The sequence below is a fragment of the Brevibacillus soli genome, assembly GCF_044759095.2.
Classification (GTDB): domain Bacteria; phylum Bacillota; class Bacilli; order Brevibacillales; family Brevibacillaceae; genus JBIYSM02.
On record NZ_JBIYSM020000023.1, the window covers coordinates 30,218 to 53,020 of the forward strand.

A 22,803-nucleotide genomic window follows, 5' to 3' on the forward strand; every position below is an offset into this window, starting at 1 on the left:
AATACCAGAGAACCCATCCAATCGCAAGGGAAATGCCACCCAAAACAGGCAGGATCAACCTGGGTGCCGAAATGGACACGCAACAGGGAGTCTTTTTCAGCCTTACTCAATGCGGCAAAAAGGCAAGCTGATAGGCAAACAGCAGGGCAAACACGTAAACCAGCCAGTGTACCTCTCTCCACTTCCCCTTTAGCACCTTCATGAGCGGGTAAGAAATAAAACCAAGGGCAATACCGGTGGCGATACTGGATGTCAGCGGCATGCTGACAATGACCAGAAAAGCGGGGAAGGATTCGTCCATCTCATCCCAATCAATATGGCGGACACTACCAAGCATAAGGGAACCGACAACGATCAGGGCAGGAGCCGTAATGGCGGAAATGCCGGAAATAGCGCTTACCAGCGGGCTGAAAAACGCAGAAATCCCGAACATCACGGCTACCACCACAGCGGTCAAGCCTGTCCGTCCACCCGCGGCCACCCCGGAGGCGGACTCAATGTACGCCGATGTAGGACTGGTTCCGAACATGGAGCCAACCAGGGTAGCAAGCGAATCAGCGAACAGCGCCCGCTCCGCCCGCGGCAGCTTGTTGTCCACCAATAGTCCGGCCTGTTTGCTCACCCCCAAAACCGTTCCCGTCGTGTCAAACAAGGTGACCAGAAGGAAAGAGAACACGACGGCATACAATCCGTATTGAACGACGTCGGAAAATGCGCCGACAGGGTTGGCGACAAGCAATCCTTCCGGCAGCGAGGGTGTAGACACAAACCCTTTCTCAAACGAAAGCTGACCGGCTGCGTACGCAATCACACCGGTCACCACCATTCCCAAAAACAAGGCGCCGTTGATGTTTAGCGACCAAAAAATCAGCGTCGCCGCCAACCCGATCAAAGCAAGCACAACGACGGGAGAGTGCAAATCGCCCAGTGTAACCAGGTTCGTCGGATGGTCGGTTACCAGGCCGGTCAGACGCAGGCCGATAAAGGCGATAAACAGACCGATCCCCGCCGTAATGGCATGCTTCAGGTTGTCCGGAATCACTTCAATCAGCCTGGAACGAAGCGGTGTCAACGACAGCAGGACGAACAGGAGACCCGCCACAAATACAGCTGAGAAGGCGGTTGTATACGTCAGCCCTCCCCCTACCTTTACAACCGAATAGGCGAAATACGCGTTTAATCCCATTGCCGGAGCAATGGCAATCGGGTAGTTTGCCCACAATCCCATCATCAGGGTACCGACGATTGTGGCAATGATGGTCGCGGTAAACCCCTGTTCGAAGGGCACACCTGCATCAGCGAGAATCAGCGGATTGACGACCATGATGTAAGCCATCGTAAAAAAGGTCGTCAACCCCGCCAGCATCTCTTTTTTTATGAAGTTTCTCTGCTGTCCTTTTGAAAACATATGCTTTCTCCTCTTGCATCATTTGTCCAACTTTTCTATTTCACCACAAAATCTCAGATAGGAAAAGTATGCACGTCCCGCTTTGAAACTATGAGCCACCCTATTTGCCGCCTGCCGTCTGGCGCACCAGGGCCGACCATTCCGTGACAAAGATGCCGAGGAGCATCAAACCGATTCCCATCGCGATCACTGCCGTTATCGGTTCCCCCCAGAGCAGCCAGGAAAACAAAAAGGCAAAGACCGCTTCGAAGGAAAGCAGCAGGCTGACGCGAGCGGGAGGCAGATATTGCTGGGCCTTGATCTGCACAATGTATGCGAGCATGGTTCCGATCAGGCAGTCAAACAGGAAAGCAAACCATCCGTATCCGGAGAGAAGGCCGGGTACAGGTTCGACCCAAACCGCAATGAACAAATCGATGATCCCTACCGCCAGTAATTGAATCATCACAAAGGAAAGCGAGTCCACTTCGGGCTGACGGGTGTAGACAAAATCAACCAGCAGGATATGCAAAGCAAAAAAGACTGCGCAAAGAAACACCAGTCCGTCTCCTATGGAGAGGCTGGCCCACTCTCCGTCTCCGGACAGGCAGACGAGTCCGATAAACGCCAGCACGCTGCCGAGGATTGCCCCTTTTTGCACCGATACCCTTCGCCAAAGATAGTAAAAAATCGGTACCAAAATGACATTGGTTCCCGTAATGACGCCCGCTTTTCCGGGTGTCGTCAGCTTAATGCCAATAATCTGAAGGGTAAATGCAGCACATAACACCACCCCGCATACCCAACCCCATACCCATCCTTCACGCGACGTCGTTCTGACCTGTTTCCACGCAATCAGACAAAGAATCAAGGCAGCCAGGAGAAATCGCGTTCCGGTAAAGTAAAACGGCGTTGTCTCCTCAAGCAGGTCTTTCGTGAGCACAAACGTATATCCCCAGGCCACCGCAATCAAAAACAGGGAGATGTCGGCCCACATCCGTTGTTTTGACGTTGTCACGTTATCACTCCTCAGCCTATCCATTTGCGAAAAACAGAAAAAATCCTCCCATTCAGAGGAGGATTTAATGACCTGCATGATGTTACTCTTCAAGACTGGCCAAGGGGCCAAAGAATTCGTAGTGAATCCGCTCTTGGGGTACTCCCCACTCTTTCAAAGCCCGATGAACCGACTTCATGAAAGGAACCGGCCCGCAAAAGTAAAAGTCCGCCTGTTTGTCGGCTACGGATTGCAGCCAGGTCAGGTCGATATACCCTTCCTTGTCATACTGTCGGTTGGCCTTGTCTTCATCTGTCGGCTCGGAATACAGCACGTACGACTTCACCTGATCGTATGTTGCGGCGAGCGATTTCACATGCTCTTTCATCGCATGGGTCTTGCTGTTCAACGCGGCATGTATGAACGTCACCGGACGGCCAGGCTGCTTTTCCACCATCGCATTCAACATGCTGATCATCGGGGTCAAACCGACACCGCCGCTGAGCAGTACCACCGGAGTCTCCTTTGTCATATCCAGAACAAAATCGCCGGCAGGAGCACTTACTGGCAGGACATCCCCTTCGTTTACGTGGTCGTGGAGGTAATGGGAGACCACTCCAGCCGGTTTGTTATCCCGTGCGTCCTCTCGCTTCACGCTGATCCGGTAGTAGTCTTTTCCCGGGCTGTCCGACAAACTGTACTGGCGGATATGCGTATACGTTTCGCCGGGGATCTGCAGCTTCACGCTAATGTACTGGCCGGGCTGAAATGGAGAAAGGGCCTGACCATCCTGCGGTTTCAAATAAAACGAGGTGATAACATCGCTTTCCTTTACTTTTTGTACCACAACAAAATTGCGGAAGTCTCTCCAGCCTCCCGGCAATTCCTCCGCGTCACGATACATCTGCTCCTCGACGCTGATGAACACATCGGCAATTACCTGGTAGGCTTCGGCCCACGCGTTGATGATGTCATCGGTGGCAGCTTCCCCGAGGACGTCTTTGATCGCCGCCAGCAGATTTTGGCCCACGATCGGATAGTGCTCCGGCTTGATCCCGAGGCTGCGGTGCTTGTGTCCGATCAGCTTTACAGCGGGTAAGATCGCTTCGAGATTGTCGATATGGGCCGCTGCCGCGTACACCGCATTGGCGAGCGCCGTTTGCTGCCGACCCTGCTTCTGATTGGCGTGATTAAAAATGTGCAGAAGCTCAGGATGGTTGGCGAACATCCTTTCATAAAAACGGGTCGTAATGGCTTTGCCGTGGGATTGCAGGACGGGAACCGTCGATTTTATGACAGCAATGGTTTGTTGACTCAGCATGAGAAACCCTCCATCTTGGCATATCAATCGTTTCTTACACCGCCAAGTATAAAGCGTCCGTTTCCCTTTCTCTGTGATTGCGGTCACATCGATCATGGAGGGTTTGTGACAGCTGTGGGCCGGTATAGCTCGGTCCATTTCTGCAAATAGATAAGGTGGTAACCATTCCCTTCTTGAGGTGCTCTTATGCCGTATACCAACTGTGATTTTTCTCCGATGAAGGAACGAGTGCGGGTGGAATTGAAGCATATTTCCGCTGCCATCGAGCAATGCCTGAATGTGCTCAACAACGAAAATGACTGTTTGCTGGACAAGCTTGAGCAGATCAAGGATCATTTTTTGGGCATGCAGGCTGCGGCGGCATCGTATTACCTGCACTGTTACCTCGCTCCGTACACCAGCAAATACGCGGAAATAGCCATTAGCATTCAGCATTTGTCCGAACGCCGTCACGGAGGTCTGATGATTATCGAGCGCAACGACCCGGTTGAACCGCTCGTCCAGCCTGGCATACCCATCGGAGCTGCCTTGACCCATTCTCTTCTGGAATCCATCTTTCATCCGGGCAGCCCGCTGCATGACGGTGCTGTTTTAATAAGAGCAAACACCATTATCTCTGCCGGCAACATTCTGCCCCTTTCCCGTAACATCTTCGGAGAGAAAAAACTGGGGACCCGGCATCGTTCTGCGATCGGCCTGTCTGAACAGTGTGATGCACTCGTGTTGGTAGTCTCCGAGGAAACGGGCAGGGTGTCATTTGCGCTGAACGGAGAATTGTATCCAGTCTCCACTTGATAGACGTTACCCTTTCTTTACCAGGAAACGGAACACTCCATTATTTTCTTCCACACTCATCAATTCATGGTTATTTTGTCGTGCCCATGCTTGGAAGTCATTTAATGCGCCTTTATCCGTCGTTTCCAATTCCATGATTTGTCCGGATTGCAGCCCATCCATCGCTTTTTTTGCCCGAACGATCGGCATCGGGCAGGCCAAACCTTTTGCATCTACTGTAATATCCGCTTTCATCTTGATATTCCTCCCATTCGTTACGAAATTGTATGGTTTGTGATTATGCGTGGTGGATCGCGCAGCGATTTGGACCGATTTCCAGCTCCGTTGCTTTTTCCGCAGACACTTCTACTGTCCCACGGTTGATTTCCACGATCTCTTCATAGTTTGGTGGTGTAAGAGCACCTGCTGTGCCGGCCACCATCTCCGTAAATTGCTCGCGATCCTCCGTCCGCATGATATCATTGCTCTTACGAATATCTCCCAGACGGGCGCCTACGTAGCCTCCTTCATTGATCTCCTTGATATCCGCAAAGTGGGTTGGCAACACCAGTACATCGTCAGACAGGTTTGCAATCGTTTTAAATACCGTGTCGTACAGGGATTGCGCCCATTCTCTTGCCTTTCCGCCCAGGTCAGGTCTGCCAAGTCCGCCAACAAAGATGGTATCGCCGGAGAGAAGGTATTTATCATTAACCAGAATCGACACGCTGCCGGGCGTATGACCGGGTGTCGGAACGGCAATCACTTTTACCTGAACCGCACCAAACTCAAGATTCTTATGTTTTTCCAGTGGTTCGTAACGCAGATTCGAGCCGTGCATTTCACTGGAGGAAATGTAGTAGGTCGCACCTGTTTTTTCTGCCAGCTCATGGCCCCCGGAGATATGGTCGGCGTGCAGGTGAGTATCAATCACATGAGCAATCGTTGCGTTTTCCTTTTCCGCCAGTTGCAAATATTCTTCAATGTGACGGTTAGGGTCAACCACAAGTGCTTGCCCTTCGGAGATCACCATGTAAGAGAGGCATCCCTTTGCCAAGCGATTGACTTGAATCAGTTTGAACGGTTCCTCGGTTACGACTGTCACTGGATGGTAGAACTGGCTCCATTCCTGCATCCCTTTCTCAAGGTAACTTACACGGTACCCTTTCCCATCCAGAATCTCGGCTACCATCTGTGCGCTTCCCCCTTTTGCACAGATCACCACAATCTCTTCGTCTTTGGGAAGATGTTGAAACACTTCTTCGTTCTCATCAAGAAAATCAAAGTAAGGGATATTGAAAGATGTCAGTTTCTTTCCTTCGATTTTCCATTCCTGATAATCTTCAGGGTTGCGCACATCGAGGATGACAACTCCCTGTTCGATCTTGTCATGAAGTTCTTTTGCATGGATTGCTTTTACTGCCATGATGATTCACTCCTTGTTTATGATTGTGTTTGAACGGGTCCCCTCCATCCGGACATGCCGGGAACCACGTTTTTCACTTTGGTAAAGCCTTTTTGCTGCAGGATCTGGCAAGCCGCGTCGCTGCGGTTTCCAGTACGACACACAACGTAAATCTCCTGATTTTGATAAGGCGCTAATTCTGCAATGGTTTCCTCCAGCTTTCCAAACGGTACCAACTTCGCACCTGGTATATGTCCAAAGGAGTATTCCATCGGCTCACGCACATCCAGAATGACCGGATTTTCGTTTAGCTTTTGCTCCAATTCCTCGTTTGAAACCACATGCGGGTATTTTTGTTCCGGCTTCATTTCTGACGGGTCGGCTTTGCGGATGTAGTGTTTAAACACCCCGTTTTCATCAATCGTTCCCAGAAATTGGTTTCCGGTGCGTTCTGCCCAGCTACGGACATCGGCAACAGAACCCGGATCCGTAGCCACAACTTCCAACACCTCTCCGCTTTTCATCTCATCCATTGCCTTTTTGGTGCGGACAATCGGCATGGGGCAGGCCAGCCCTTTGCAGTCAATGGATTTGTCTACCAAAACGTTATTCATATGAAGAGATCCTCCTTTAGGTTAAGATGTCGAGCCAAATTTTCACGGCGGTACTTAGAATCAGCACGGCCAGAATGGCTTGCAGGATTTTCGTATTGATTCGCTTGCTGAAACGGGCTCCCAGAGGGGCAGCCAACACACTCGCAATGACCATGATCACCGACGGCCAGAACAGCACATCTCCCGCCATCACTTTCCCTACTGTTGATCCAATGGAGGATATAAACGTAATGGCCAGGGAAGAAGCAATCGTCATGCGCGTCGGGATTTTCAAAACAATTAGCATGATGGGTACCAGGATAAAGGCTCCGGCTGCGCCGACGATACCCGAAGCAACCCCAACAACCAGAGCCGCGATGACAGCGATGATTCGATGAAACCGAACTTGGTCCAACGGTATATCATCGATTCCTTTATTTGGAACAAACATCATCATCGCTGCAATGGTTGCCAGAACACCATAAACCAGGTTGATCGTCTCTGCGGCAAGAAACTTCCCGCCGTATCCTCCGGCGAAACTCCCGATGATGATGGCGACGCCCATGTAGGCAACCAGCTTGTAGTTGATTACGTTGTCTTTTCGCAGAGCCAGTACCCCGGAGATCGTTGCGAAGAAGACCTGCACAGCACTGATGCCTGATACCTCATGAGCTGAATAAGCGGCAAGTCCCAACGCTGGCGGGATATACAGCAGCATCGGATACTTAATAATGGAACCCCCGATTCCCACCAATCCGGAGATAAATGAGCCGATAAACCCAATGAGAAACAATGTGATAACCAATGAAAGCGTCATACTCCCTCTCCTTCCTCATGGTTGAGGCAGGTGGGAGCCGGTATCCACTATCGACTTCTCCACGTCGCCCTCCCAAGCGATCATTCCACCCATCATGTTCTTGACGTTTCTATACCCCATGGCGTATAGAAAATCGCAGGCGATACCGCTGCGATTGCCGCTGCGGCAAACCATGATGGTTTCTTCGTCCGGATTAATCTCCTTATAGCGATGAGATAACTCATTGAGACGAATATGCTTCGCTCCCGGAATTTTCCCGGTCGCTACCTCCTCATCTTCACGGACATCTATAATCGTGAGTTTCTCCCCTCTTTTTAACCGTTCTTTCACATCGACAGGATGAATGTTTACAATTGGATTTGCCATGTTCCAACCCTCCAAATACCCTGTAGGGTATATTTATATTATTATAAAAAAGGAGCTGATCGTATTCGGTCAAATCTCCTTTTTCTCATTCTCATTTGGTGACACTGCCATTCCATCCGGACATTCCGGTCTGAAGATGGCTAATGTTTGTAAATCCTTGTTTTGCCAACAACTTGGCAGCTTGGCGACTTCTCATCCCGCTCTGGCAAGTCAAAACGAGCGGTGTTTGGGGATCCAGTTCATTGATTCGTACTTTCAACTGGCTCAAAGGGATATTTTGAAACCCTTTAATATGACCCCGTTTGTATTCAAACGGCTCTCGAACATCAATAAACAAGTGTCCCTGCGGTCTCTTCAACAGCTCCTTCAAATCATCCGGCTTTAAGTTTCGCAATCCTTTGACCGGAAGCAGCCTGCTCGCCATGAAAACCGCAAAACCAGCAAGCAATAAATAAGGAATCCATTCCAATATTACCACCCCCTTATACCGTATGGGGTATATACCCTTATGGGTATTATTATAGACCGTTCCTTTTCTTTGTCAACCCCTCTTCTTCTCCATTTTTCTTATTGGAGGCAAATACAGCACGACGCCAACGAGTGTACTGATGATTCCGACCTGTTTTCGCAGAGGGAGTTTCTCCATCAGAGCACCGGGAGATCCCAATAGACTCTGCACCAGAAGAATCAGCCCTAACCCGATGAGACTGATGCCCACTCTTCTAGATTCCACCCCCACGTTTTCGTCGGGAAACCATATTCTCTCGAATCCCTTTATAGAGCATCCAGGAAATCATCCCCACGATGGCTGCTTCAAGCCCGTACGCCCCCCGCTATACATGAGCAGGGCAAAAGGGTTTTCAAGAAAAAACGTATATTGTTCTACTACCGGCCAGAATTTATAGATGACAATTCCAACCAGAAAGGAGGAATTGACTGCATTTAGATAGGACTGAACCGGCGATTGATTCCTCCCCCTTTCGAACTCTTGCAGCAAGAACGTACCGATGAGAAAGCCGAGCACCCACCCAAGCAGTTCTAACGGTATAGAAACCGGCCCCAATGGCAGAGACGTGGTTGGTTCAAACATGTCATTTTCCTCCCTGTAACGGTTCGATTACCCGTTGATTCACCTTTTTAACAGCTCCAATGGTGTAGGTAACAAGCATCGAAATGACCAAAAAAGGTATCGCTATCCCATAGAGTATATCAGGAGGTAAAACATTCCATCTGCAGCCGTTTCTGCCGTACCCGCCATAAACAAAATCGAAGAAAGGGCTAACCCGACACAGGGCGTCCACCCTGCACCAAAAGCCAATCCAAGCACAAAGGAAGTAACAAGTCCTTTTTGACCGGACTTTGGCAACCAGCGAACTTCTTTCATAAAGATGTCCAGCTGCAGCATACCTGCCATCTGCAGACCGAATAAAACCACGAATATACCACCTACCTTCTCCAGCCAATCACGGTACTCCGAAAGTACTTGACCGAGATAACTAGCTGATGCACCAAGCAGGACGAAGATCAAACTGAACCCTAGAATAAAGCTGACCGATCGACTAATTAAAACACCTTTTCTTACCACGATCTTTCCTTCCGCAACCGTTCCTCCTGTTAATAATATGATATTTGCAGTTCCATTTGGTGTGTGCTAGACTGCTCTTGTCCATCCTTTGTCCTCCTGTGATAAGTGTGAGCGGTTGGCAGACCGGCTCTTATCTTATCACCGGGCTCAAAGGATGGCTACTCATAGCTATAAGCTTTCCTGAACCCCCAGTCGAACTGGGGGTTTTCGTATACAAGAAAACCCAGCCGACTTTAGCTAACGCTGGTGTCGGCTGGGGCCCCAAACCCTTTCCTTGTGGCTGTATTCGATGTCCCAATGTTATAACTTATATACTAAAAAAAGATCCCAAGCACCCTTGGGATCTTCCTCTTATTTGCTAGACTCCAACACCTGGATCAGCGTCTTCTCGATCTCCTCGGCAATCGCCTGCAGTTCCTCGTCATAGAGCAGCCCAATCAACACCGTTGGCTTCGGCAAGCCGATATGCGTCTTGCCGTTCTGCTCAAATACGACAATTTTGCAGGGTAAGAAGTATCCGACAAGATCATTCTTTTCAAGTACACGTGCCGCCTCGAATGGATTGCATACCTCCAGAACGCGGTACTGCCTGTCAAACGGGATTCCCTTGCTTTGTAACTTTTGAGCCAGATCCAGCTGCCAAAGCACACCAAAGTTATGTTTCTGCAATTGCAACTCGATTGCTTGGATAACGTCCTCCATGTTTTTATCGGTTGACACGGTGTAATGAAATTCCACGATATCCCTCCTTCAGACTTCATGTTTTTACGAGTATATCGTTACCCATTGGAGACCATTCCAAGCTTAAATAAACAGGTTAATATTTGCCTGATCGGCCTCCGCCAGATAGGTGGCTACACCTGCAAACTTAAGCCCATCAATCAGCTCTTCTTCCTTGATACCCAAAACATCCATCGACATGGTGCACGCGATCATTTCTACGTCAAGATCTTTGGCCATTTGCATCAATTCGGCCAAAGTGGCTACATTCTTTTTCTTCATGATATATTTCATCATCTTGGCGCCAAGACCGCCAAAATTCATCTTCGAGATACCCAGTTTTTCCGGCCCGCGCGGCATCATCCAGGCGAACATCTTTTCCAGAAATCCTTTTTTAACCGGGATATGCTGGTCTTTTCGCAGGATATTGAGTCCCCAGAAGGTAAAAAACATCGTTACTTTTTTGCCCATGGCAGCCGCACCGGTCGCAATAATAAAGCTCGCAATTGCTTTATCGAGATCTCCGTCAAATACAATCATGGTGGTTTTATCTTGCTTGTTCATTACAGATTCTCCTCTCTTTTTACATATACCTATATGGGTATTTATTCGGATAAAAAAATACTTTTTCCTTATCTGCTTTTGATGAGAAGGTCAATGGCTTCCTCCAATAGTTGGTCGGTATCCTTTCCTGAAGCCATCTCCTCACGAATGCAGCTGGACAGGTTTTCTGCAACAATCACAGCAATCGTTTTGTCAACTGCGGATCGAACTGCGGACAACTGGCTAACTACTTCCTTACAGTCTTTGTCCTCATCCATCATGTTCAGAATCCCTCTGATTTGTCCTTCCACACGCTTCAGCCTATGCATGATACTCCTGCCGTATTTCATCTCTTCGTCCCTCCCACTTGGAAAAAGCCGACTTGACACTCCTTTATGCACAAGCGACAGTCTTCGTTAACGCACTTCTCTCCTCAGGACAGAAGCAGCCAGACACCAGGAAACCGTTTTTCTTTAGAATGTGAATCCCTTTTTGCAAGATCAGCTTGTTAGGGGCAATCACAATTACTTTTTTCCTTGGTATCTGTGAGAGATTTCGCTGCAAGTATGCATACGGAATATTGAAAGCTCCATCGACAGGAGTGTGAAAAGTAACGTTGACCATCATTTTTTCACCACCTCCCAATTCGATCATTACATACATATACCCCTATACGTATATTAGTTGCTGTGACTCTTTCTGTCAATTGCATATTTTGGATTTTGGGAAATAAAAAAGCTCCATTGCTGCTGTTTGGAGCTTGGTTCATTCCATCGTTTTTATCTGCTTTTCACAAGTAAGTTAATCGCTTCTTGAACAATTTGATCCGCGTCTTTCCCCTGTTCGAGTTCTTCACGAATGCAAGTCGCCAGGTTTTCCGCAACAATAACCGCAATGGCCTTATCAACCGCCGATCGGATTGCCGTCAACTGCCCAACCACGTCTTTGCATTCCTTATTTGTTTCGATCATGCTAAGGACCCCTCTAACCTGTCCCTCGACTCGCTTCAAACGATTTTTTATATGATCGCCGTAATTCACGAAGAGCTCTCCTTTCTTATATGGCGAAGCTTTTGAGTATACTTTACCACAAAAAAGAGGACAGGTTGATTTTGCCCAAATGAAAAGCATATTCTTGCCGCTGCGGCAAAAATATGCTTCAATTTACAAGCTTGTTGGAACATGTATGGATTATGTATGGCGGAGAGAGTGGGATTCGAACCCACGCACGCCTCACGACGCCTAACGCATTTCGAGTGCGTCCCCTTATGACCACTTGGGTATCTCTCCACGACCGAAGCAAAAATAAATATAGCAAAAGTACGTCTATCTTGCAAGAGCAAATCCTTTCCACTCCTTGATTTGCCCGTTGAAATCCGTCAATATAAGTAAAGCTAGGGAAAAAATGAAGGGAAACGAGGAACCGTGTATGAAACGAGAGCGTCTCGATAAAGTGCTGGCCAATATGGGCTTTGGCACACGCAAGGAAGTGAAACAGCTGGTGAAGCAGGGGCGGATCACCGTGGACGGCACGACGGCAACAGACCCCGGCATGCACGTCATCCCGGAAGAACAAGAGATTTCCGTTGACGATGAACCGCTTACCTATAAACGCTGGATTTACGTTATGCTGAACAAACCGCCCGGTGTGATTTCCGCAACGGAAGACGCCCGTCACGAGACTGTGGTGGATTTGCTCCCCTATGAATGGGCGACGAAAGTGCACCCGGTTGGCCGACTGGACATCGATACCGAGGGACTGCTCCTGTTAACCAACGACGGACAGCTGTCCCACAATCTGCTATCTCCCAAAAAGAAGGTGGACAAGGAGTACTTCGCCCGCATCGAGGGCCGGGTGACGGAGCAACACGTACAAGCCTTTGCCAAAGGGGTCGAACTGGAGGACTTCACTACGCTTCCTGCCAGGCTGGAAATCCTGTCATCGGGAGACGTCTCCGAGATCAAGGTGACGATTATGGAAGGAAAGTTTCATCAAGTGAAACGAATGTTTGCCGCGTTTGGTTTGCAGGTGATCTACCTGAAACGCATCCGGATGGGCTCCCTGCATCTCGACGAATCGCTGGAGCCTGGCGAATATCGCGAGCTGACCGAAGAAGAGCTGGACGCTCTGCGCGGTCGCGAGAGATGAAAGGCCTGGTCTTAGACCAGGGCTATTTTTTTTGGCGCAGTCTGCGAAAAAAATCCTTCAAAAGCTGACTGCACTCCTCGGCAAGAACACCCTCCACCACTGGAACCTGATGGTTGAACCTGGGATCGTCCAGCAGGTTCATCAGCGTTCCGACACACCCCGCCTTTGGGTCTCTCGCACCGTAGACGACCTGTTCGATGCGGCTTTGCACAATCGCTCCGGCACACATGGGACACGGCTCCAGCGTGACGTACAGCGTGCAGCCGATCAGCCGCCAACCGCCCAGCCTGGCGCTCGCTTCCCGAATGGCGATCATCTCCGCATGGAGCGTCGGGTCTTTTTTTGTCTCGCGCAGATTGTATCCGCGCCCGACAATCTCTCCCTCCCGAACGATGACCGCGCCTATGGGAACCTCGCCGATCGACGCTGCTTTTTCTGCTTCTTCTATTGCTGCTTGCATAAAGAACTCGTGTGCGTTCATTGTCTGTTTTTGTCGAACCTCCCGCGAAATTTTACCAAAAAAATATCTGGAAATATTATCCTTCATGCAGTACAATATAGAACAAATGTTCCTATACGAACCTGGAGGGATTTACGATGTTTCTTACCATTCACTCTTTCATTCAAACTTGGGAAAACGAATCGCGCTCCACTCAGCGCATCCTTGACGCCTGTACCGACGAATCGCTGAAGCAGGAGGTAACCCCTCAAGACCGTACGTTGGGACGGCTGGCCTGGCACATCGTGACCAGCGTACACGAAATGATGTCCCGCACCGGTCTTGAATTCGAAGCAGCAGAACACGATTCCCCTGTCCCCGCTACCGCGAAGGAAATCGCACAACAGTGGGCACAGGCCAGCGAGGCGCTCGTTCAAGCGATCCGCACGCAGTGGAATGACAGCACGCTGCTGGAAGAGCGCGAGATGTACGGCATGCAGTGGGCGAACGGCCTCACTCTGTCCATTCTGATCTCGCACATGATTCACCATCGCGGTCAAATGACGGTACTGATGCGTCAGGCAGGCCTGAAGGTTCCCGGTGTTTACGGTCCTGCCCGTGAAGAGTGGAGCGAGTTCGGCATGGAGCCGCCGGCTGTCTGATTCCGTCACTTTGCCTCCTTGGCACAGGCATCGAACGATGCTGCTGTTTCGCTGATGTTTTTGTCTCCTCCTGTTCACATACTCTCCTGCAGATTACATACATTAACAATAAAAAGGAGGGATGTGAGTGGGATTAACCTCTGTGAACCAGCAGCCCATCCAGTTCGACAGCTTCCACAGTCCGACAAGAGGACTCCTGAACAAAGAAGCTGTATTTTCCAACATTGAACATGCGGTTTCGTCGTCGACCGGCCCTTTTGAGATTATCGTGGGAGCTGATTCGCAGCTAAGGAGCCGCGGCACTTTTTTTGCCATTGTGATCTCACTGATTCGCCTCGGTCACGGCGGTTCATTTTTTTATCATAAATTTCAGGAGCGCCGGTACTCCTCTCTCCAACAGCGTATCTTCCAGGAAGCATTTTACTCGGTCGGGCTGGCTTCTGAATTGCGTGAGTACTTAAAGAGTCAACATATCGACATTCCCATTCAGCTTCACTTTGATATCGGCAGAAACGGTCCTACCCATAAGTTTATCCAGGCTCTGTTAAACATAGCAGAAACCAACCACTTTCGGGCCGAAATCAAGCCTCATTCCTTCTGCGCTTCCACCATAGCAGACAAGTTTACCAAGTAAACAACAAGGCACCGTCAAGCATTCGGCCTAGCGGTGCCTGCTTTTATTTGAAGCGCTTTTCATTTTTGGAAGGATATTCCTACCCGATCTCCGAATATGTTTCTTTACATTGAACATATCGAGGAGGTTTTACATGTGAAAAAAGGACTTTCCCTTTCCCTCGCTTCCCTGTTGGTTGTCCTTGCGCTGGTTCCGCTCACGGCCGTAGCCAAAGTGGATGAGAAGGTGGACTATCTTGCGCTTGGTGACTCCCTGGCGGCCGGTCAAACTCCTTACAGGGAGATCGGCAAGGGATACACGGATTTTCTGGCCGAGTACATGGATGACATCGAGTATCTGGACGACTATTCCAATGCGTTTGCCGTCCCCGGTTATACGACGGGCGATGTTCTGAGGGACATCGAACAAGACGTGGCAAAAGGTGGCCAACACATACAAGCGAGCATCGAGGACGCAGAGATCATTACCCTGGATGCGGGAGCAAACGACATTCTGCGAGAGATCAAAATTACTCCCAATGGCGTTAGCGTTGACCGTGAGAAGGTAGAAGAGCTGATCGAACAGGCAGGCGATAATCTCAGCGACATTTTTTCCGCGATCAACGATTTGAATCCGGACGCGGAAGTATTCGTGATGGGGTACTACAACTCCTTCCCCTACCTTCCGGAGCCGGTCCAAAAACAACTGATGCCTCTCCTCGACTCGCTGAATCACACGATTAAAACGAAAACACTCAGAGCCAGAGCGACATTCGTTCCAACCGCTGAAGCGATTGCTGCCGACTTCCGCACCTATCTGCCCAATCCAGCGGACATTCACCCCAGTGAAGAGGGCTACGAGGTCTTGGCTCATACGATGTGGAAAGAAGTCAACAGCGTCTTCCCGCTCGCTTCCCTTCAAGCAGACAAGCGCAGGGTGACCCTGGAAAAAGGGAAGAACATTCAGCTGACCCTCACCGCCACCTACAAGAACGGCGAAGATCAGGACGTCACTTCTTTCGCACAATGGAGCACCACCAACAAGCGAATCGTGGAAGTGAAAGACGGCAAGCTGACGGCGAAAGCGAAGGGAACAGCGGCCATAAAAGCCAGATATGGCGGCAAGACGTATACCATTACCGTTAAAGTAAAATAAGCTCGTCTTGCAAATACATCAAATAATCAGAATATTGACAACAGAAAGTCATTCTTATATGATACCAGTACATATGTTTTGAAGCATGTTACTGGTACGCAGGCATGAGCTGAGAAAATCTTTTTGCAAAAAGGTTTTTTTCGGCTCTTTCTTATTCAGTCTTACCCATGAAGCGTGGTGATGTTTGGTGACGCGGGCACAAGAAAACCCTTATGTGATCACACGAGTGTTAAATCACAATGTCGTCCTCGTCGAAGAGCCCGGCTCTCGGCAGGAGTACGTGTTGTTTGGCAAAGGCATCGGCTTTGGCAACAAGCAAGGGACATCCCTCCCCCCAACCGATATCCGCATTGAAAAACGTTTTCGCCTCGAAGACGAGACTCACAAAAAGCAGTATGAATCGATGCTGAAACAGGTGGATCATGTGGTGATCGGCATTTCCGAAGAGATCATCGACTTGATTGCCAAAGACATAACTCCCGAGATCAACGGGCACGTCCACGTCGCTCTTCCCGATCACATACAGTTTGCCATATATCGTCTGCAGCACGGCATGGAAATCATCAATCCGTTTCTGTTTGAGATACAGACGTTGTACCCGCAGGAGTACGCGTTAGCCAAAAAGGCAGCAGAACTCATCAAAAAGGAGTTTGCCATCGACATACCAGAGAGCGAGATCGGGTTTTTGTCTCTGCATATTCACTCTGCCGTCAGCCATCTGCCGGTGATCAAAGCCGTACAATTTACCGACATGATTCGTCAACTGGTCGCCGTTATTGAAGAACAAACAGGCACAACCATCGAGCGCAGCACCATCGACTACATGCGTCTCATTACCCATCTGCGATTCGCATGCGAACGGATTCATCAGCATACATCTATACAAAACCCGTTGCTGGACCGCGTAAAAACCACCATGCCGGATGCCTACAAACTGGCAGAAGCATTGACCTCCTGCATCTCTGCCCGACTTGAGGTCGCCGTGCCCGAGGATGAGACGGGATACATGGCGATGCATCTGTATCGTCTGCTTCACGAAACCAAATAACCACCAGCAGCGTGTTACTAGTTCGACTAGGCATGAGCGAAGCGTCGTAGGGAAAGCAGCCGTTTCTCTATGCCTCTTGGCTCATGCCTTTTTCTTACACAGGCTTTGAAGGAGGATGTTATGTTAGGAAATTTGTTTTCCAGGAAAAAGGAGCAAAAGGACATCACCCTATACGCCCCCGTAACAGGAACCACAGTTGCCCTGAGAAACGTCCCCGATCCGGTGTTCTCCCAAAAAATTGTCGGAGATGGCGTCGCGATCCAACCGAGCGAGGGCCTGGTTGTAGCCCCCATTGACAGTACGGTGACCCACTTGTTTCCTACCTGCCATGCCATCGGACTGACCAGTGAGACCGGTCTGGAAATCCTGATCCATATCGGGATCGACACGGTCAAGCTAAACGGCAGAGGCTTTACTCCCCATGTCGCTGTCGGGGACGTTGTGAGAACGGGCGACAAACTGATTGAATTCGATCTGTCTATTCTTCAGAAGGCGGGTTATCCTGCTGTCACTCCCGTCGTGATTACCAACGGGGAACGGGTTTCCTCGCTGATTGCCTCGCTGGACTCTCACGTCATCGCAGGCCGGGAGCCGATCATTACCATTGCCTTAAGGGAAGGACATTTATGATTTTTGTTGAAAGCGTTTCCGCCAACGCCGGTCAGGCAAGTCTGCCCCGCTCCCGGGAAGGACTTTCTGAATAAACAAATCAAACTCAAAAAAGGAGGTTTTTGTATGTTAGCGTTCCTCCAAAAGATTGGGAAAGCACTCATGCTCCCAGTCGCCACGCTTCCGGCAGCAGCGTTGTTGCTTCGCTTCGGTGCCATCAACTACGAAACGGAATTCAAACTGGGGGAATCCCTGGGCGGGTTCCTCAACCAGTACGTTGCACCGTTTCTGTTGGCCGGCGGTTCTGCTATTTTTGATAACTTATCCCTCATCTTCGCAGTTGGTGTAGCCATTGGTTTGGCAGGAGACGCGGTTGCCGCTCTCGCTGCCGTCATCGCCTATCAGGTGCTGATAAGCGTATTGGCCAAAGTACCCGCAGCCATGCCGTTTATTCCGGACGATGCCAAATTGAACATGGGCGTCCTCGGCGGGATCCTCGCCGGCGGAATCGCCGCTTATTTCTACAACAAGTACCACGACATCAAACTGCCCGACTGGCTGGGCTTCTTCGGCGGCAAGCGTTTTGTGCCGATCGCGACCTCTATCGCCATGGTGATCATTGCGCTGGTGATCGGCATCGTCTGGGGACCGATTCAAGAAGTGCTTCACACATTCGGCAACTGGGTCGTTGGCCTCGGAGCCACCGGTGCCGCCCTGTACAGTACCTTTAACCGGCTGTTGATTCCGTTCGGATTGCATCACGTGATCAACGCGATCGCCTGGTTCCAGATCGGTGACTTTACGGACGCGGCAGGCAAAGTCGTGCATGGAGACCTGCACCGCTTCTTTGCAGGCGACAAGTCTGCAGGGATGTTCATGACCGGCTTCTTCCCGATTATGATGTTTGCTCTGCCGGGTGCGGCTTTGGCGATCATTCACACCGCCAGGCCGGAAAAGCGAGCGGCGATCGCTTCTATCTTCATGGGAACGGCGCTCACTTCATTCCTCACCGGCATCACTGAACCGATTGAGTTTGCGTTCATGTTTGTAGCGCCTTTCCTCTATGTAGTTCACGCCATCCTGACCGGTGTGTCCGCGTTTATCGTGACCATGCTGGGCATCAAGCACGGCTTCGGATTTTCCGCCGGGTTGATCGACTATGTCGTCAACTACCCGCTGGCGACCAAACCGGTGCTGCTGATTCCAATCGGACTTGCGTTCATGGTCGTCTACTACTTCCTGTTCCGCTTCCTGATCGTCGCCTACAATATCAAGACACCGGGACGCGATGACGATGACGCGGAGGTATCCGCAGATGGCGGTCGTTCCTCCATGCAGGATAAGGCACAGCGCGTCCTCGCCCTGATTGGAGGCAAAGACAACATCGTCGACGTAGACGCTTGCATCACCCGCCTGCGCCTCGTCCTGAAGAACGAAAAAGCGGTTGACGAAAAAGGTCTGCGCGATCTGGGAGCGGCCGGCGTGATGAAGCTTGGCCAAGGCAGCGTTCAGATCGTGTTCGGCACGCAGTCGGAAATGCTCAAAGACGAGATCAAAAAACTATGAAACGATTGTTGGATTGCACGGCATCCGATTTCCGCGGCATGACCGGGAAACAGCTGAAACAGTCGATCAAAGCGTCGGAAGGCCGGGTGTTCGTGGCCGAAGTGATCTGTGCCGTCACACCTCTCTATCCCAGCGTGACCAACGCGGAGATCGCAGCCGCTTTTGGCGCCGATCTGATTCTGTTGAATTTCTTTGACGTGTTCCACCCTGCGGTACAAGGTCTGCAGGCAGACGATCCGCAAACCGTGATCGGCACGCTGAAAGCTTACACAGGCAGGCCTATCGGGTTAAATCTCGAGCCGGTCGATCCCCATGCCAGGCAAGCAGAGAAACTGGTGGAACTGCCCAAAGGACGCATCGCTTCCGAAGAGACATTTGCCGAAGCGAAAAAACTAGGCTTTGACTTTGTTTGCATCACGGGCAATCCCAAAACCGGGGTAACCAATGCAGAAATCCGCCACGCCATTCAACAGGCCCGGGCCGTTATGGGTGAGGAAGTGCTCATCATCGCCGGTAAAATGCACGGGGCAGGCGTTGCCGACGAAGCCGGATCAGGCATTGTCGGGGAACAGGCCCTATTGGGCTTTGTCGAGGCTGGTGCAGATGTGATCCTGCTTCCCTCTCCGGGAACCGTACCCGGCATTACGCTCGACAGCGCCAAGCAAATGGTCGACCTGGTGCGAAAGCAGGGGGCTCTCTCCATCCTGGCCACCGGCACTTCCCAAGAGGGTTCCGACGAAGACACCATCCGTCAAATCGCCCTGTACAGCAAAATGGCAGGAGCCGATCTCTACCACATTGGCGACGCCGGCTATTCGGGCATTGCCATCCCTGAAAACATTATGCACTATTCCATCGTGATTCGCGGCAAACGACACACCTACGTGCGAATGGCTGCATCTGTGTTACGATAACAATGCAAGAGCCTCCTCCCGTCGGGACGAGGCTCACTTTTTATTAAGTCGCTCCCTATCTTCTATTTGCTTTTCAAAATGGTCCAATCGGTTAACAAATCCCTCACACGCCATTGCACTTCTCGGTTCCATCATCTCTATTTCGTAGTTGAGAGTTTTCCTCCAAATCTCCAACTGCCGTTTATTTGCTTCCTGAGATTTCATCCGACTCCTTCCCGCTGATTCCTCTCCGCTCATTTTCTGTTTTAGCAAATAATTGTTCAAAAAGAGGAGATCCAACGTACACCTCAATTTTCGGGCTAAAACAGGGATATGGTTCGCCTTGAAAGAATAGTCCCCTTTTTCGTATTTCAAGTAAGTGGAAGCATTCTTAAACCCAAGACCTTCCGCCATCTCCTGCAAGGTAAGGCCAAGTTCCATTCGTCTTTTACAAATAAATTCGAGGTTCAGCTTGTCCAACGCTTTCCCCTCCCTTCTTTGCCAAAACTGCAAAGCGTTATAGTTCCATATTACTTTTCTAAAACAGCAAGGTCAATACATTATTTGACATTTTAACAAACATGTTTTTTCCGTTATGGAAAACTGCTAGAATAAGAATTGCAAAAATGGAAAGTTGGTGAGGGAATGTCGATCGTCGGACAACGGATTCGGGTACTTCGGGAAAAAAGGGAGTGGACCCAAATCCAATTGGCCGAAAAACTTGGCATACATAATACCGTCCTCTCCCGCGTAGAATCAGGAGAAAAAAAAAGCGTGGACGATTCCTTGATCTCAAAAGCAGCCGATATCTTCGAAGTCTCAACCGATTTCCTGCTGGGTAAGACCGATGATCCCGCTCCGTCAAAAAAAAAGTCAGAGCGTGACCCGCACGACGAGCATATCTCCTTTTTCGATCTCGAAGGACTTTCCGAAGAGGAAATCGAGGAAGTAAAAAAGCACATAGAGTTCCTTCGTTGGCGAGCTAAGCAAGTAAATGCCCGGAAGAAGTAGGGGGCCTCAACTCCTTATCATCCGGGCATTCTCTAGACGTTCAAGCCGAACGTATATTCCCTTCTTGTGAGGTGTGCCATGCTCCCATACTACAAGTCCACTGAATTGGAAAAATGGCTGACAAGGTTTTATATCGGATTAGGCTTTTCACACCCTCATGAATTGAATGAAGATATTATTGCAGACTCACTTGGTATTGAACTCTTTTACCTTCCGAGCCCTTCCATGAGATATGAAGCGGGACTTTACCGAAGCATCACGCTAAACTCAACGTTATCCAAGAAGAAACAGAGAGAACACTTTTATCACGAGTTGGGCCATATTTTGCGCGGGCACGCAGGCAAGCAAACGATGATGGAAAAACCCTTCCGCGAATTGCAGGAGGCTCAGGCGTCTCATTTTTTGATGTATGCAGCCATTCCATTTTATATGGTCAGCACGCTGAAGATGCCCTGTCAGGAAGGAGACTTCATCTGCCTCCTGGCTGACGAATTCAAAGTGACCCATGAACTTGCCGCTCGTCGACTCGACCAGATCAAGCGGCGCATCTACCAAGGCAAGATGGACGAACTGCGTTACGCAAGCCGAACAAATGCCAGACGAGCACACGGGTAAGTACTTCCGGCGTCAACAAAAAGGCGCGGGCAGTCATGCGACTGAAAACCCGCGCCATTACTGATTGATATATGGCGTCCCCGAGAGGACTCGAACCTCCGACACGCAGTTTAGGAAACTGCTGCTCTATCCTGCTGAGCTACGAGGACATTTGTTCATCAACATTATATGGAGGAATCGCGATTTTTGCAAATCCAAAAGGACGGGAAATCCCGTCCCTTTTCGTCTATTAGACTACCTTCTCGTGGGTAAACTGCTCTTCTTCCGTGGAGCCGGTCAATGCAGTGGTGGAAGAGGTGCCGCCCGCGATGACCTGGGCCAGTTCGTCAAAGTAGCCGGTACCTACTTCGCGTTGATGGCGGGTTGCCGTATAACCGTATCGCTCGACTCCAAACTCCGCCTGCTGCAGATCGGAATAGGCCGCCATTCCGCGGTCGCGGTAGCCGCGAGCCAATTCGAACATGCTGTAGTTCAACGCGTGGAAGCCGGCCAGGGTCACAAACTGAAACTTGTAGCCCATTTCACCCAACTCATCCTGGAAGCGTGCGATCGTCTTTTCATCCAGTTTCTTCTTCCAGTTGAACGACGGCGAGCAGTTGTAGGCCAGCAGCTTGCCTGGGAACTTGGCGTGGATGGCTTCCGCAAATTTTCTGGCTTCTTCGATATTGGGTTCGGACGTCTCGCACCAGATCAGATCGGCGTATGGGGCATAGCTGAGACCGCGGGCAATGGCAGCGTCCAGACCGCCTCGCATCCGGAAAAAGCCTTCCGGCGTGCGCTCACCGGTGAGGAAGTCCCGGTCGCGCTCGTCTACGTCGCTGGTAATGAGGAAGGCGCCATTGGCGTCCGTTCTTGCCACAATGATCGTGGGAACGCCCATTACGTCAGCAGCCAGGCGGGCGGCAATCAGATTCTTGACAGCGGCTTGGGTAGGAATCAACACCTTGCCTCCCATGTGGCCGCACTTCTTCTCGGAAGCCAGCTGGTCTTCGAAGTGAACGCCGGCCGCACCTGCTTCAATCATCGCTTTCATGAGCTCGTGGACGTTAAGAGGACCGCCGAATCCCGCTTCCGCATCAGCGACGATCGGGGCAAACCAGTACGTATCACCTGTTCCCTCTGCCTGCTGAATCTGATCGGCCCGCTGCAATGCCTGGTTGATGCGCTTCACTACGTGGGGCACGCTGTTGGCCGGATACAAGCTTTGGTCCGGGTACATTTGACCCGCCAGGTTGGCATCGGCAGCCACCTGCCAGCCGCTCAGGTAGATTGCTTTCAATCCGGCTTTCACCTGCTGAACGGCTTGATTGCCCGTGAGTGCACCCAGCGCCTTGATATGGTGCTCCGTATGCAGCAGATTCCACAGCCGCTCTGCCCCCAAACGGGCCAGCGTATGTTCAATCTGTACAGAGCCGCGCAGTCGAACGACGTCCTCCGCCGTGTATGTCCGCTCGATGCCTTTCCAGCGCTCCGATTTCCAGCTTTCCTCCAATGTTGCGATTGCCTCTTGTCTGTTCATGTTCTTCCACTCCTTTT

At 50.5% G+C, this 22,803-nt stretch carries 29 protein-coding genes, 2 tRNA genes and 1 pseudogene; 11 read left to right on the top strand and 21 right to left on the bottom strand.

Translation table 11 applies throughout. The features are described from left to right. Positions 1-106 precede the first annotated feature (106 nt). The 3 genes from ACE99V_RS11250 to hmpA all read right to left on the bottom strand — a co-directional run bounded on the left by ACE99V_RS11250 (position 107) and on the right by hmpA (position 3,705). Entirely contained in the window at positions 107-1,408 is a 1,302-nt protein-coding gene (locus ACE99V_RS11250; RefSeq protein WP_400491178.1) for an NCS2 family permease, read from the bottom strand. 100 nt (positions 1,409-1,508) lie between these two features. Beyond that, positions 1,509-2,405, bottom strand: a complete 897-nt coding sequence (locus ACE99V_RS11255) for a DMT family transporter (RefSeq protein ID WP_400491179.1) — start codon at positions 2,403-2,405, stop codon at positions 1,509-1,511. Between the two features lie 82 nt (positions 2,406-2,487). After that, positions 2,488-3,705 (bottom strand): NO-inducible flavohemoprotein, encoded by a 1,218-nt coding sequence (gene hmpA, locus ACE99V_RS11260; protein WP_400491180.1) that lies wholly within the window; start codon positions 3,703-3,705, stop codon positions 2,488-2,490. 186 nt (positions 3,706-3,891) lie between these two features. Between hmpA and cdaS the strand changes: the two genes are divergently transcribed. Further along, positions 3,892-4,500, top strand: a complete 609-nt coding sequence (cdaS, locus tag ACE99V_RS11265; RefSeq protein WP_400491181.1) for a sporulation-specific diadenylate cyclase CdaS — start codon at positions 3,892-3,894, stop codon at positions 4,498-4,500. A 6-nt stretch (positions 4,501-4,506) separates the two neighbouring features. Here the strand turns inward: cdaS and ACE99V_RS11270 are convergent, their stop codons facing one another. From ACE99V_RS11270 to ACE99V_RS11335, 14 genes are all read right to left on the bottom strand, one after another. Further along, the gene (locus tag ACE99V_RS11270; RefSeq protein WP_400491182.1) at positions 4,507-4,734 is read right to left on the bottom strand and encodes a sulfurtransferase TusA family protein; all 228 of its coding nucleotides are present in this window, start codon (positions 4,732-4,734) and stop codon (positions 4,507-4,509) included. 43 nt (positions 4,735-4,777) lie between these two features. Then, positions 4,778-5,905 carry an MBL fold metallo-hydrolase gene (locus ACE99V_RS11275; RefSeq protein ID WP_400491183.1) on the bottom strand — a complete coding sequence of 376 codons (1,128 nt, stop codon included), beginning with the start codon at positions 5,903-5,905 and terminating at the stop codon, positions 4,778-4,780. Positions 5,906-5,922: 17 nt separating this feature from the next. Then, the gene (locus ACE99V_RS11280; RefSeq protein WP_400491184.1) at positions 5,923-6,498 is read right to left on the bottom strand and encodes a sulfurtransferase TusA family protein; all 576 of its coding nucleotides are present in this window, start codon (positions 6,496-6,498) and stop codon (positions 5,923-5,925) included. A gap of 16 nt (positions 6,499-6,514) precedes the next feature. After that, a complete protein-coding gene (locus ACE99V_RS11285) occupies positions 6,515-7,294 on the bottom strand; it encodes a sulfite exporter TauE/SafE family protein (protein ID WP_400491185.1) in 780 nt (259 codons plus the stop codon). Between the two features lie 15 nt (positions 7,295-7,309). After that, positions 7,310-7,660, bottom strand: coding sequence for a rhodanese-like domain-containing protein (locus ACE99V_RS11290; protein ID WP_400491186.1), 351 nt, complete (start codon positions 7,658-7,660; stop codon positions 7,310-7,312). A gap of 91 nt (positions 7,661-7,751) precedes the next feature. Beyond that, positions 7,752-8,129 (bottom strand): rhodanese-like domain-containing protein, encoded by a 378-nt coding sequence (locus tag ACE99V_RS11295; protein WP_400491187.1) that lies wholly within the window; start codon positions 8,127-8,129, stop codon positions 7,752-7,754. 324 nt (positions 8,130-8,453) lie between these two features. Beyond that, the gene (locus tag ACE99V_RS11300; RefSeq protein WP_400491188.1) at positions 8,454-8,750 is read right to left on the bottom strand and encodes a hypothetical protein; all 297 of its coding nucleotides are present in this window, start codon (positions 8,748-8,750) and stop codon (positions 8,454-8,456) included. 102 nt (positions 8,751-8,852) lie between these two features. Next, a complete protein-coding gene (locus ACE99V_RS11305; RefSeq protein WP_400491189.1) occupies positions 8,853-9,245 on the bottom strand; it encodes a cytochrome c biogenesis CcdA family protein in 393 nt (130 codons plus the stop codon). Positions 9,246-9,596: 351 nt separating this feature from the next. After that, positions 9,597-9,983 carry a DUF302 domain-containing protein gene (locus tag ACE99V_RS11310; RefSeq protein WP_400491190.1) on the bottom strand — a complete coding sequence of 129 codons (387 nt, stop codon included), beginning with the start codon at positions 9,981-9,983 and terminating at the stop codon, positions 9,597-9,599. Between the two features lie 66 nt (positions 9,984-10,049). Continuing rightward, the gene (locus tag ACE99V_RS11315) at positions 10,050-10,529 is read right to left on the bottom strand and encodes a DsrE/DsrF/DrsH-like family protein (protein WP_400491191.1); all 480 of its coding nucleotides are present in this window, start codon (positions 10,527-10,529) and stop codon (positions 10,050-10,052) included. A 68-nt stretch (positions 10,530-10,597) separates the two neighbouring features. Then, positions 10,598-10,858, bottom strand: a complete 261-nt coding sequence (locus tag ACE99V_RS11320) for a metal-sensitive transcriptional regulator (protein ID WP_400491192.1) — start codon at positions 10,856-10,858, stop codon at positions 10,598-10,600. A gap of 43 nt (positions 10,859-10,901) precedes the next feature. After that, the gene (locus ACE99V_RS11325; protein ID WP_400491193.1) at positions 10,902-11,162 is read right to left on the bottom strand and encodes a hypothetical protein; all 261 of its coding nucleotides are present in this window, start codon (positions 11,160-11,162) and stop codon (positions 10,902-10,904) included. Between the two features lie 125 nt (positions 11,163-11,287). Continuing rightward, positions 11,288-11,548 carry a metal-sensitive transcriptional regulator gene (locus ACE99V_RS11330; protein WP_400491194.1) on the bottom strand — a complete coding sequence of 87 codons (261 nt, stop codon included), beginning with the start codon at positions 11,546-11,548 and terminating at the stop codon, positions 11,288-11,290. Between the two features lie 157 nt (positions 11,549-11,705). Then, positions 11,706-11,797, bottom strand: a tRNA-Ser gene (locus ACE99V_RS11335). Between the two features lie 139 nt (positions 11,798-11,936). Here ACE99V_RS11335 and ACE99V_RS11340 point away from each other — a divergent pair. Beyond that, positions 11,937-12,656 carry a pseudouridine synthase gene (locus ACE99V_RS11340; protein ID WP_400491195.1) on the top strand — a complete coding sequence of 240 codons (720 nt, stop codon included), beginning with the start codon at positions 11,937-11,939 and terminating at the stop codon, positions 12,654-12,656. Positions 12,657-12,678: 22 nt separating this feature from the next. Here ACE99V_RS11340 and tadA read toward each other — a convergent pair whose 3' ends face one another. Further along, positions 12,679-13,137, bottom strand: a complete 459-nt coding sequence (tadA, locus tag ACE99V_RS11345; protein WP_400491196.1) for a tRNA adenosine(34) deaminase TadA — start codon at positions 13,135-13,137, stop codon at positions 12,679-12,681. A gap of 116 nt (positions 13,138-13,253) precedes the next feature. Here tadA and ACE99V_RS11350 point away from each other — a divergent pair, with 116 nt between their 5' ends. The 7 genes from ACE99V_RS11350 to ACE99V_RS11380 all read left to right on the top strand — a co-directional run bounded on the left by ACE99V_RS11350 (position 13,254) and on the right by ACE99V_RS11380 (position 19,662). After that, positions 13,254-13,757: a DinB family protein gene (locus ACE99V_RS11350; protein WP_400491197.1), complete on the top strand. Its 504-nt coding sequence runs from the start codon at positions 13,254-13,256 to the stop codon at positions 13,755-13,757. Positions 13,758-13,884: 127 nt separating this feature from the next. After that, the gene (locus ACE99V_RS11355; protein ID WP_400491198.1) at positions 13,885-14,391 is read left to right on the top strand and encodes a ribonuclease H-like YkuK family protein; all 507 of its coding nucleotides are present in this window, start codon (positions 13,885-13,887) and stop codon (positions 14,389-14,391) included. Between the two features lie 135 nt (positions 14,392-14,526). Next, positions 14,527-15,525: a GDSL-type esterase/lipase family protein gene (locus ACE99V_RS11360; protein ID WP_400491199.1), complete on the top strand. Its 999-nt coding sequence runs from the start codon at positions 14,527-14,529 to the stop codon at positions 15,523-15,525. 187 nt (positions 15,526-15,712) lie between these two features. Then, positions 15,713-16,573 carry a glucose PTS transporter transcription antiterminator GlcT gene (gene glcT, locus ACE99V_RS11365; RefSeq protein ID WP_400491200.1) on the top strand — a complete coding sequence of 287 codons (861 nt, stop codon included), beginning with the start codon at positions 15,713-15,715 and terminating at the stop codon, positions 16,571-16,573. A 120-nt stretch (positions 16,574-16,693) separates the two neighbouring features. Continuing rightward, positions 16,694-17,203: a PTS sugar transporter subunit IIA gene (locus ACE99V_RS11370; RefSeq protein WP_400491201.1), complete on the top strand. Its 510-nt coding sequence runs from the start codon at positions 16,694-16,696 to the stop codon at positions 17,201-17,203. Positions 17,204-17,308: 105 nt separating this feature from the next. Further along, positions 17,309-18,748 carry an N-acetylglucosamine-specific PTS transporter subunit IIBC gene (gene nagE, locus ACE99V_RS11375; protein ID WP_400491202.1) on the top strand — a complete coding sequence of 480 codons (1,440 nt, stop codon included), beginning with the start codon at positions 17,309-17,311 and terminating at the stop codon, positions 18,746-18,748. Then, positions 18,745-19,662 carry a DUF7916 family protein gene (locus ACE99V_RS11380; protein ID WP_400491203.1) on the top strand — a complete coding sequence of 306 codons (918 nt, stop codon included), beginning with the start codon at positions 18,745-18,747 and terminating at the stop codon, positions 19,660-19,662. The genes nagE and ACE99V_RS11380 overlap by 4 nt, the downstream gene beginning before the upstream one ends. A 261-nt stretch (positions 19,663-19,923) precedes the next feature. Here the strand turns inward: ACE99V_RS11380 and ACE99V_RS11385 are convergent. Further along, positions 19,924-20,121, bottom strand: a pseudogene (locus ACE99V_RS11385) (helix-turn-helix domain-containing protein); the annotation flags it as partial. Between the two features lie 165 nt (positions 20,122-20,286). On the opposite strand from ACE99V_RS11385, the gene ACE99V_RS11390 reads away from it, so the two are divergent. Continuing rightward, on the top strand, positions 20,287-20,652 hold the full coding sequence (locus tag ACE99V_RS11390) for a helix-turn-helix domain-containing protein (protein WP_400491204.1): 366 nt from the start codon (positions 20,287-20,289) through the stop codon (positions 20,650-20,652). 105 nt (positions 20,653-20,757) lie between these two features. After that, a complete protein-coding gene (locus ACE99V_RS11395) occupies positions 20,758-21,267 on the top strand; it encodes an ImmA/IrrE family metallo-endopeptidase (RefSeq protein ID WP_400491206.1) in 510 nt (169 codons plus the stop codon). Between the two features lie 72 nt (positions 21,268-21,339). Here ACE99V_RS11395 and ACE99V_RS11400 read toward each other — a convergent pair. Both ACE99V_RS11400 and aceA read right to left on the bottom strand, forming a co-directional pair. Continuing rightward, positions 21,340-21,416 (bottom strand) — tRNA-Arg (locus ACE99V_RS11400). Positions 21,417-21,496: 80 nt separating this feature from the next. Next, positions 21,497-22,786: an isocitrate lyase gene (gene aceA, locus ACE99V_RS11405; protein ID WP_400491207.1), complete on the bottom strand. Its 1,290-nt coding sequence runs from the start codon at positions 22,784-22,786 to the stop codon at positions 21,497-21,499. Positions 22,787-22,803: the final 17 nt, after the last annotated feature.

Bases quoted from the DNA above. Each gene is read 5' to 3' on its own strand.
- ACE99V_RS11250 (WP_400491178.1), bottom strand. From the start codon at position 1,408: ATGTTTTCAAAAGGACAGCAGAGAAACTTCATAAAAAAAGAGATGCTG.
- hmpA (WP_400491180.1), bottom strand. From the start codon at position 3,705: ATGCTGAGTCAACAAACCATTGCTGTCATAAAATCGACGGTTCCCGTC.
- cdaS (WP_400491181.1), top strand. From the start codon at position 3,892: ATGCCGTATACCAACTGTGATTTTTCTCCGATGAAGGAACGAGTGCGG.
- ACE99V_RS11270 (WP_400491182.1), bottom strand. From the start codon at position 4,734: ATGAAAGCGGATATTACAGTAGATGCAAAAGGTTTGGCCTGCCCGATG.
- ACE99V_RS11275 (WP_400491183.1), bottom strand. From the start codon at position 5,905: ATGGCAGTAAAAGCAATCCATGCAAAAGAACTTCATGACAAGATCGAA.
- ACE99V_RS11280 (WP_400491184.1), bottom strand. From the start codon at position 6,498: ATGAATAACGTTTTGGTAGACAAATCCATTGACTGCAAAGGGCTGGCC.
- ACE99V_RS11285 (WP_400491185.1), bottom strand. From the start codon at position 7,294: ATGACGCTTTCATTGGTTATCACATTGTTTCTCATTGGGTTTATCGGC.
- ACE99V_RS11290 (WP_400491186.1), bottom strand. From the start codon at position 7,660: ATGGCAAATCCAATTGTAAACATTCATCCTGTCGATGTGAAAGAACGG.
- ACE99V_RS11300 (WP_400491188.1), bottom strand. From the start codon at position 8,750: ATGTTTGAACCAACCACGTCTCTGCCATTGGGGCCGGTTTCTATACCG.
- ACE99V_RS11315 (WP_400491191.1), bottom strand. From the start codon at position 10,529: ATGAACAAGCAAGATAAAACCACCATGATTGTATTTGACGGAGATCTC.
- ACE99V_RS11320 (WP_400491192.1), bottom strand. From the start codon at position 10,858: ATGAAATACGGCAGGAGTATCATGCATAGGCTGAAGCGTGTGGAAGGA.
- ACE99V_RS11325 (WP_400491193.1), bottom strand. From the start codon at position 11,162: ATGATCGAATTGGGAGGTGGTGAAAAAATGATGGTCAACGTTACTTTT.
- ACE99V_RS11340 (WP_400491195.1), top strand. From the start codon at position 11,937: ATGAAACGAGAGCGTCTCGATAAAGTGCTGGCCAATATGGGCTTTGGC.
- tadA (WP_400491196.1), bottom strand. From the start codon at position 13,137: ATGAACGCACACGAGTTCTTTATGCAAGCAGCAATAGAAGAAGCAGAA.
- ACE99V_RS11350 (WP_400491197.1), top strand. From the start codon at position 13,254: ATGTTTCTTACCATTCACTCTTTCATTCAAACTTGGGAAAACGAATCG.
- ACE99V_RS11370 (WP_400491201.1), top strand. From the start codon at position 16,694: ATGTTAGGAAATTTGTTTTCCAGGAAAAAGGAGCAAAAGGACATCACC.
- nagE (WP_400491202.1), top strand. From the start codon at position 17,309: ATGTTAGCGTTCCTCCAAAAGATTGGGAAAGCACTCATGCTCCCAGTC.
- ACE99V_RS11380 (WP_400491203.1), top strand. From the start codon at position 18,745: ATGAAACGATTGTTGGATTGCACGGCATCCGATTTCCGCGGCATGACC.
- ACE99V_RS11390 (WP_400491204.1), top strand. From the start codon at position 20,287: ATGTCGATCGTCGGACAACGGATTCGGGTACTTCGGGAAAAAAGGGAG.
- aceA (WP_400491207.1), bottom strand. From the start codon at position 22,786: ATGAACAGACAAGAGGCAATCGCAACATTGGAGGAAAGCTGGAAATCG.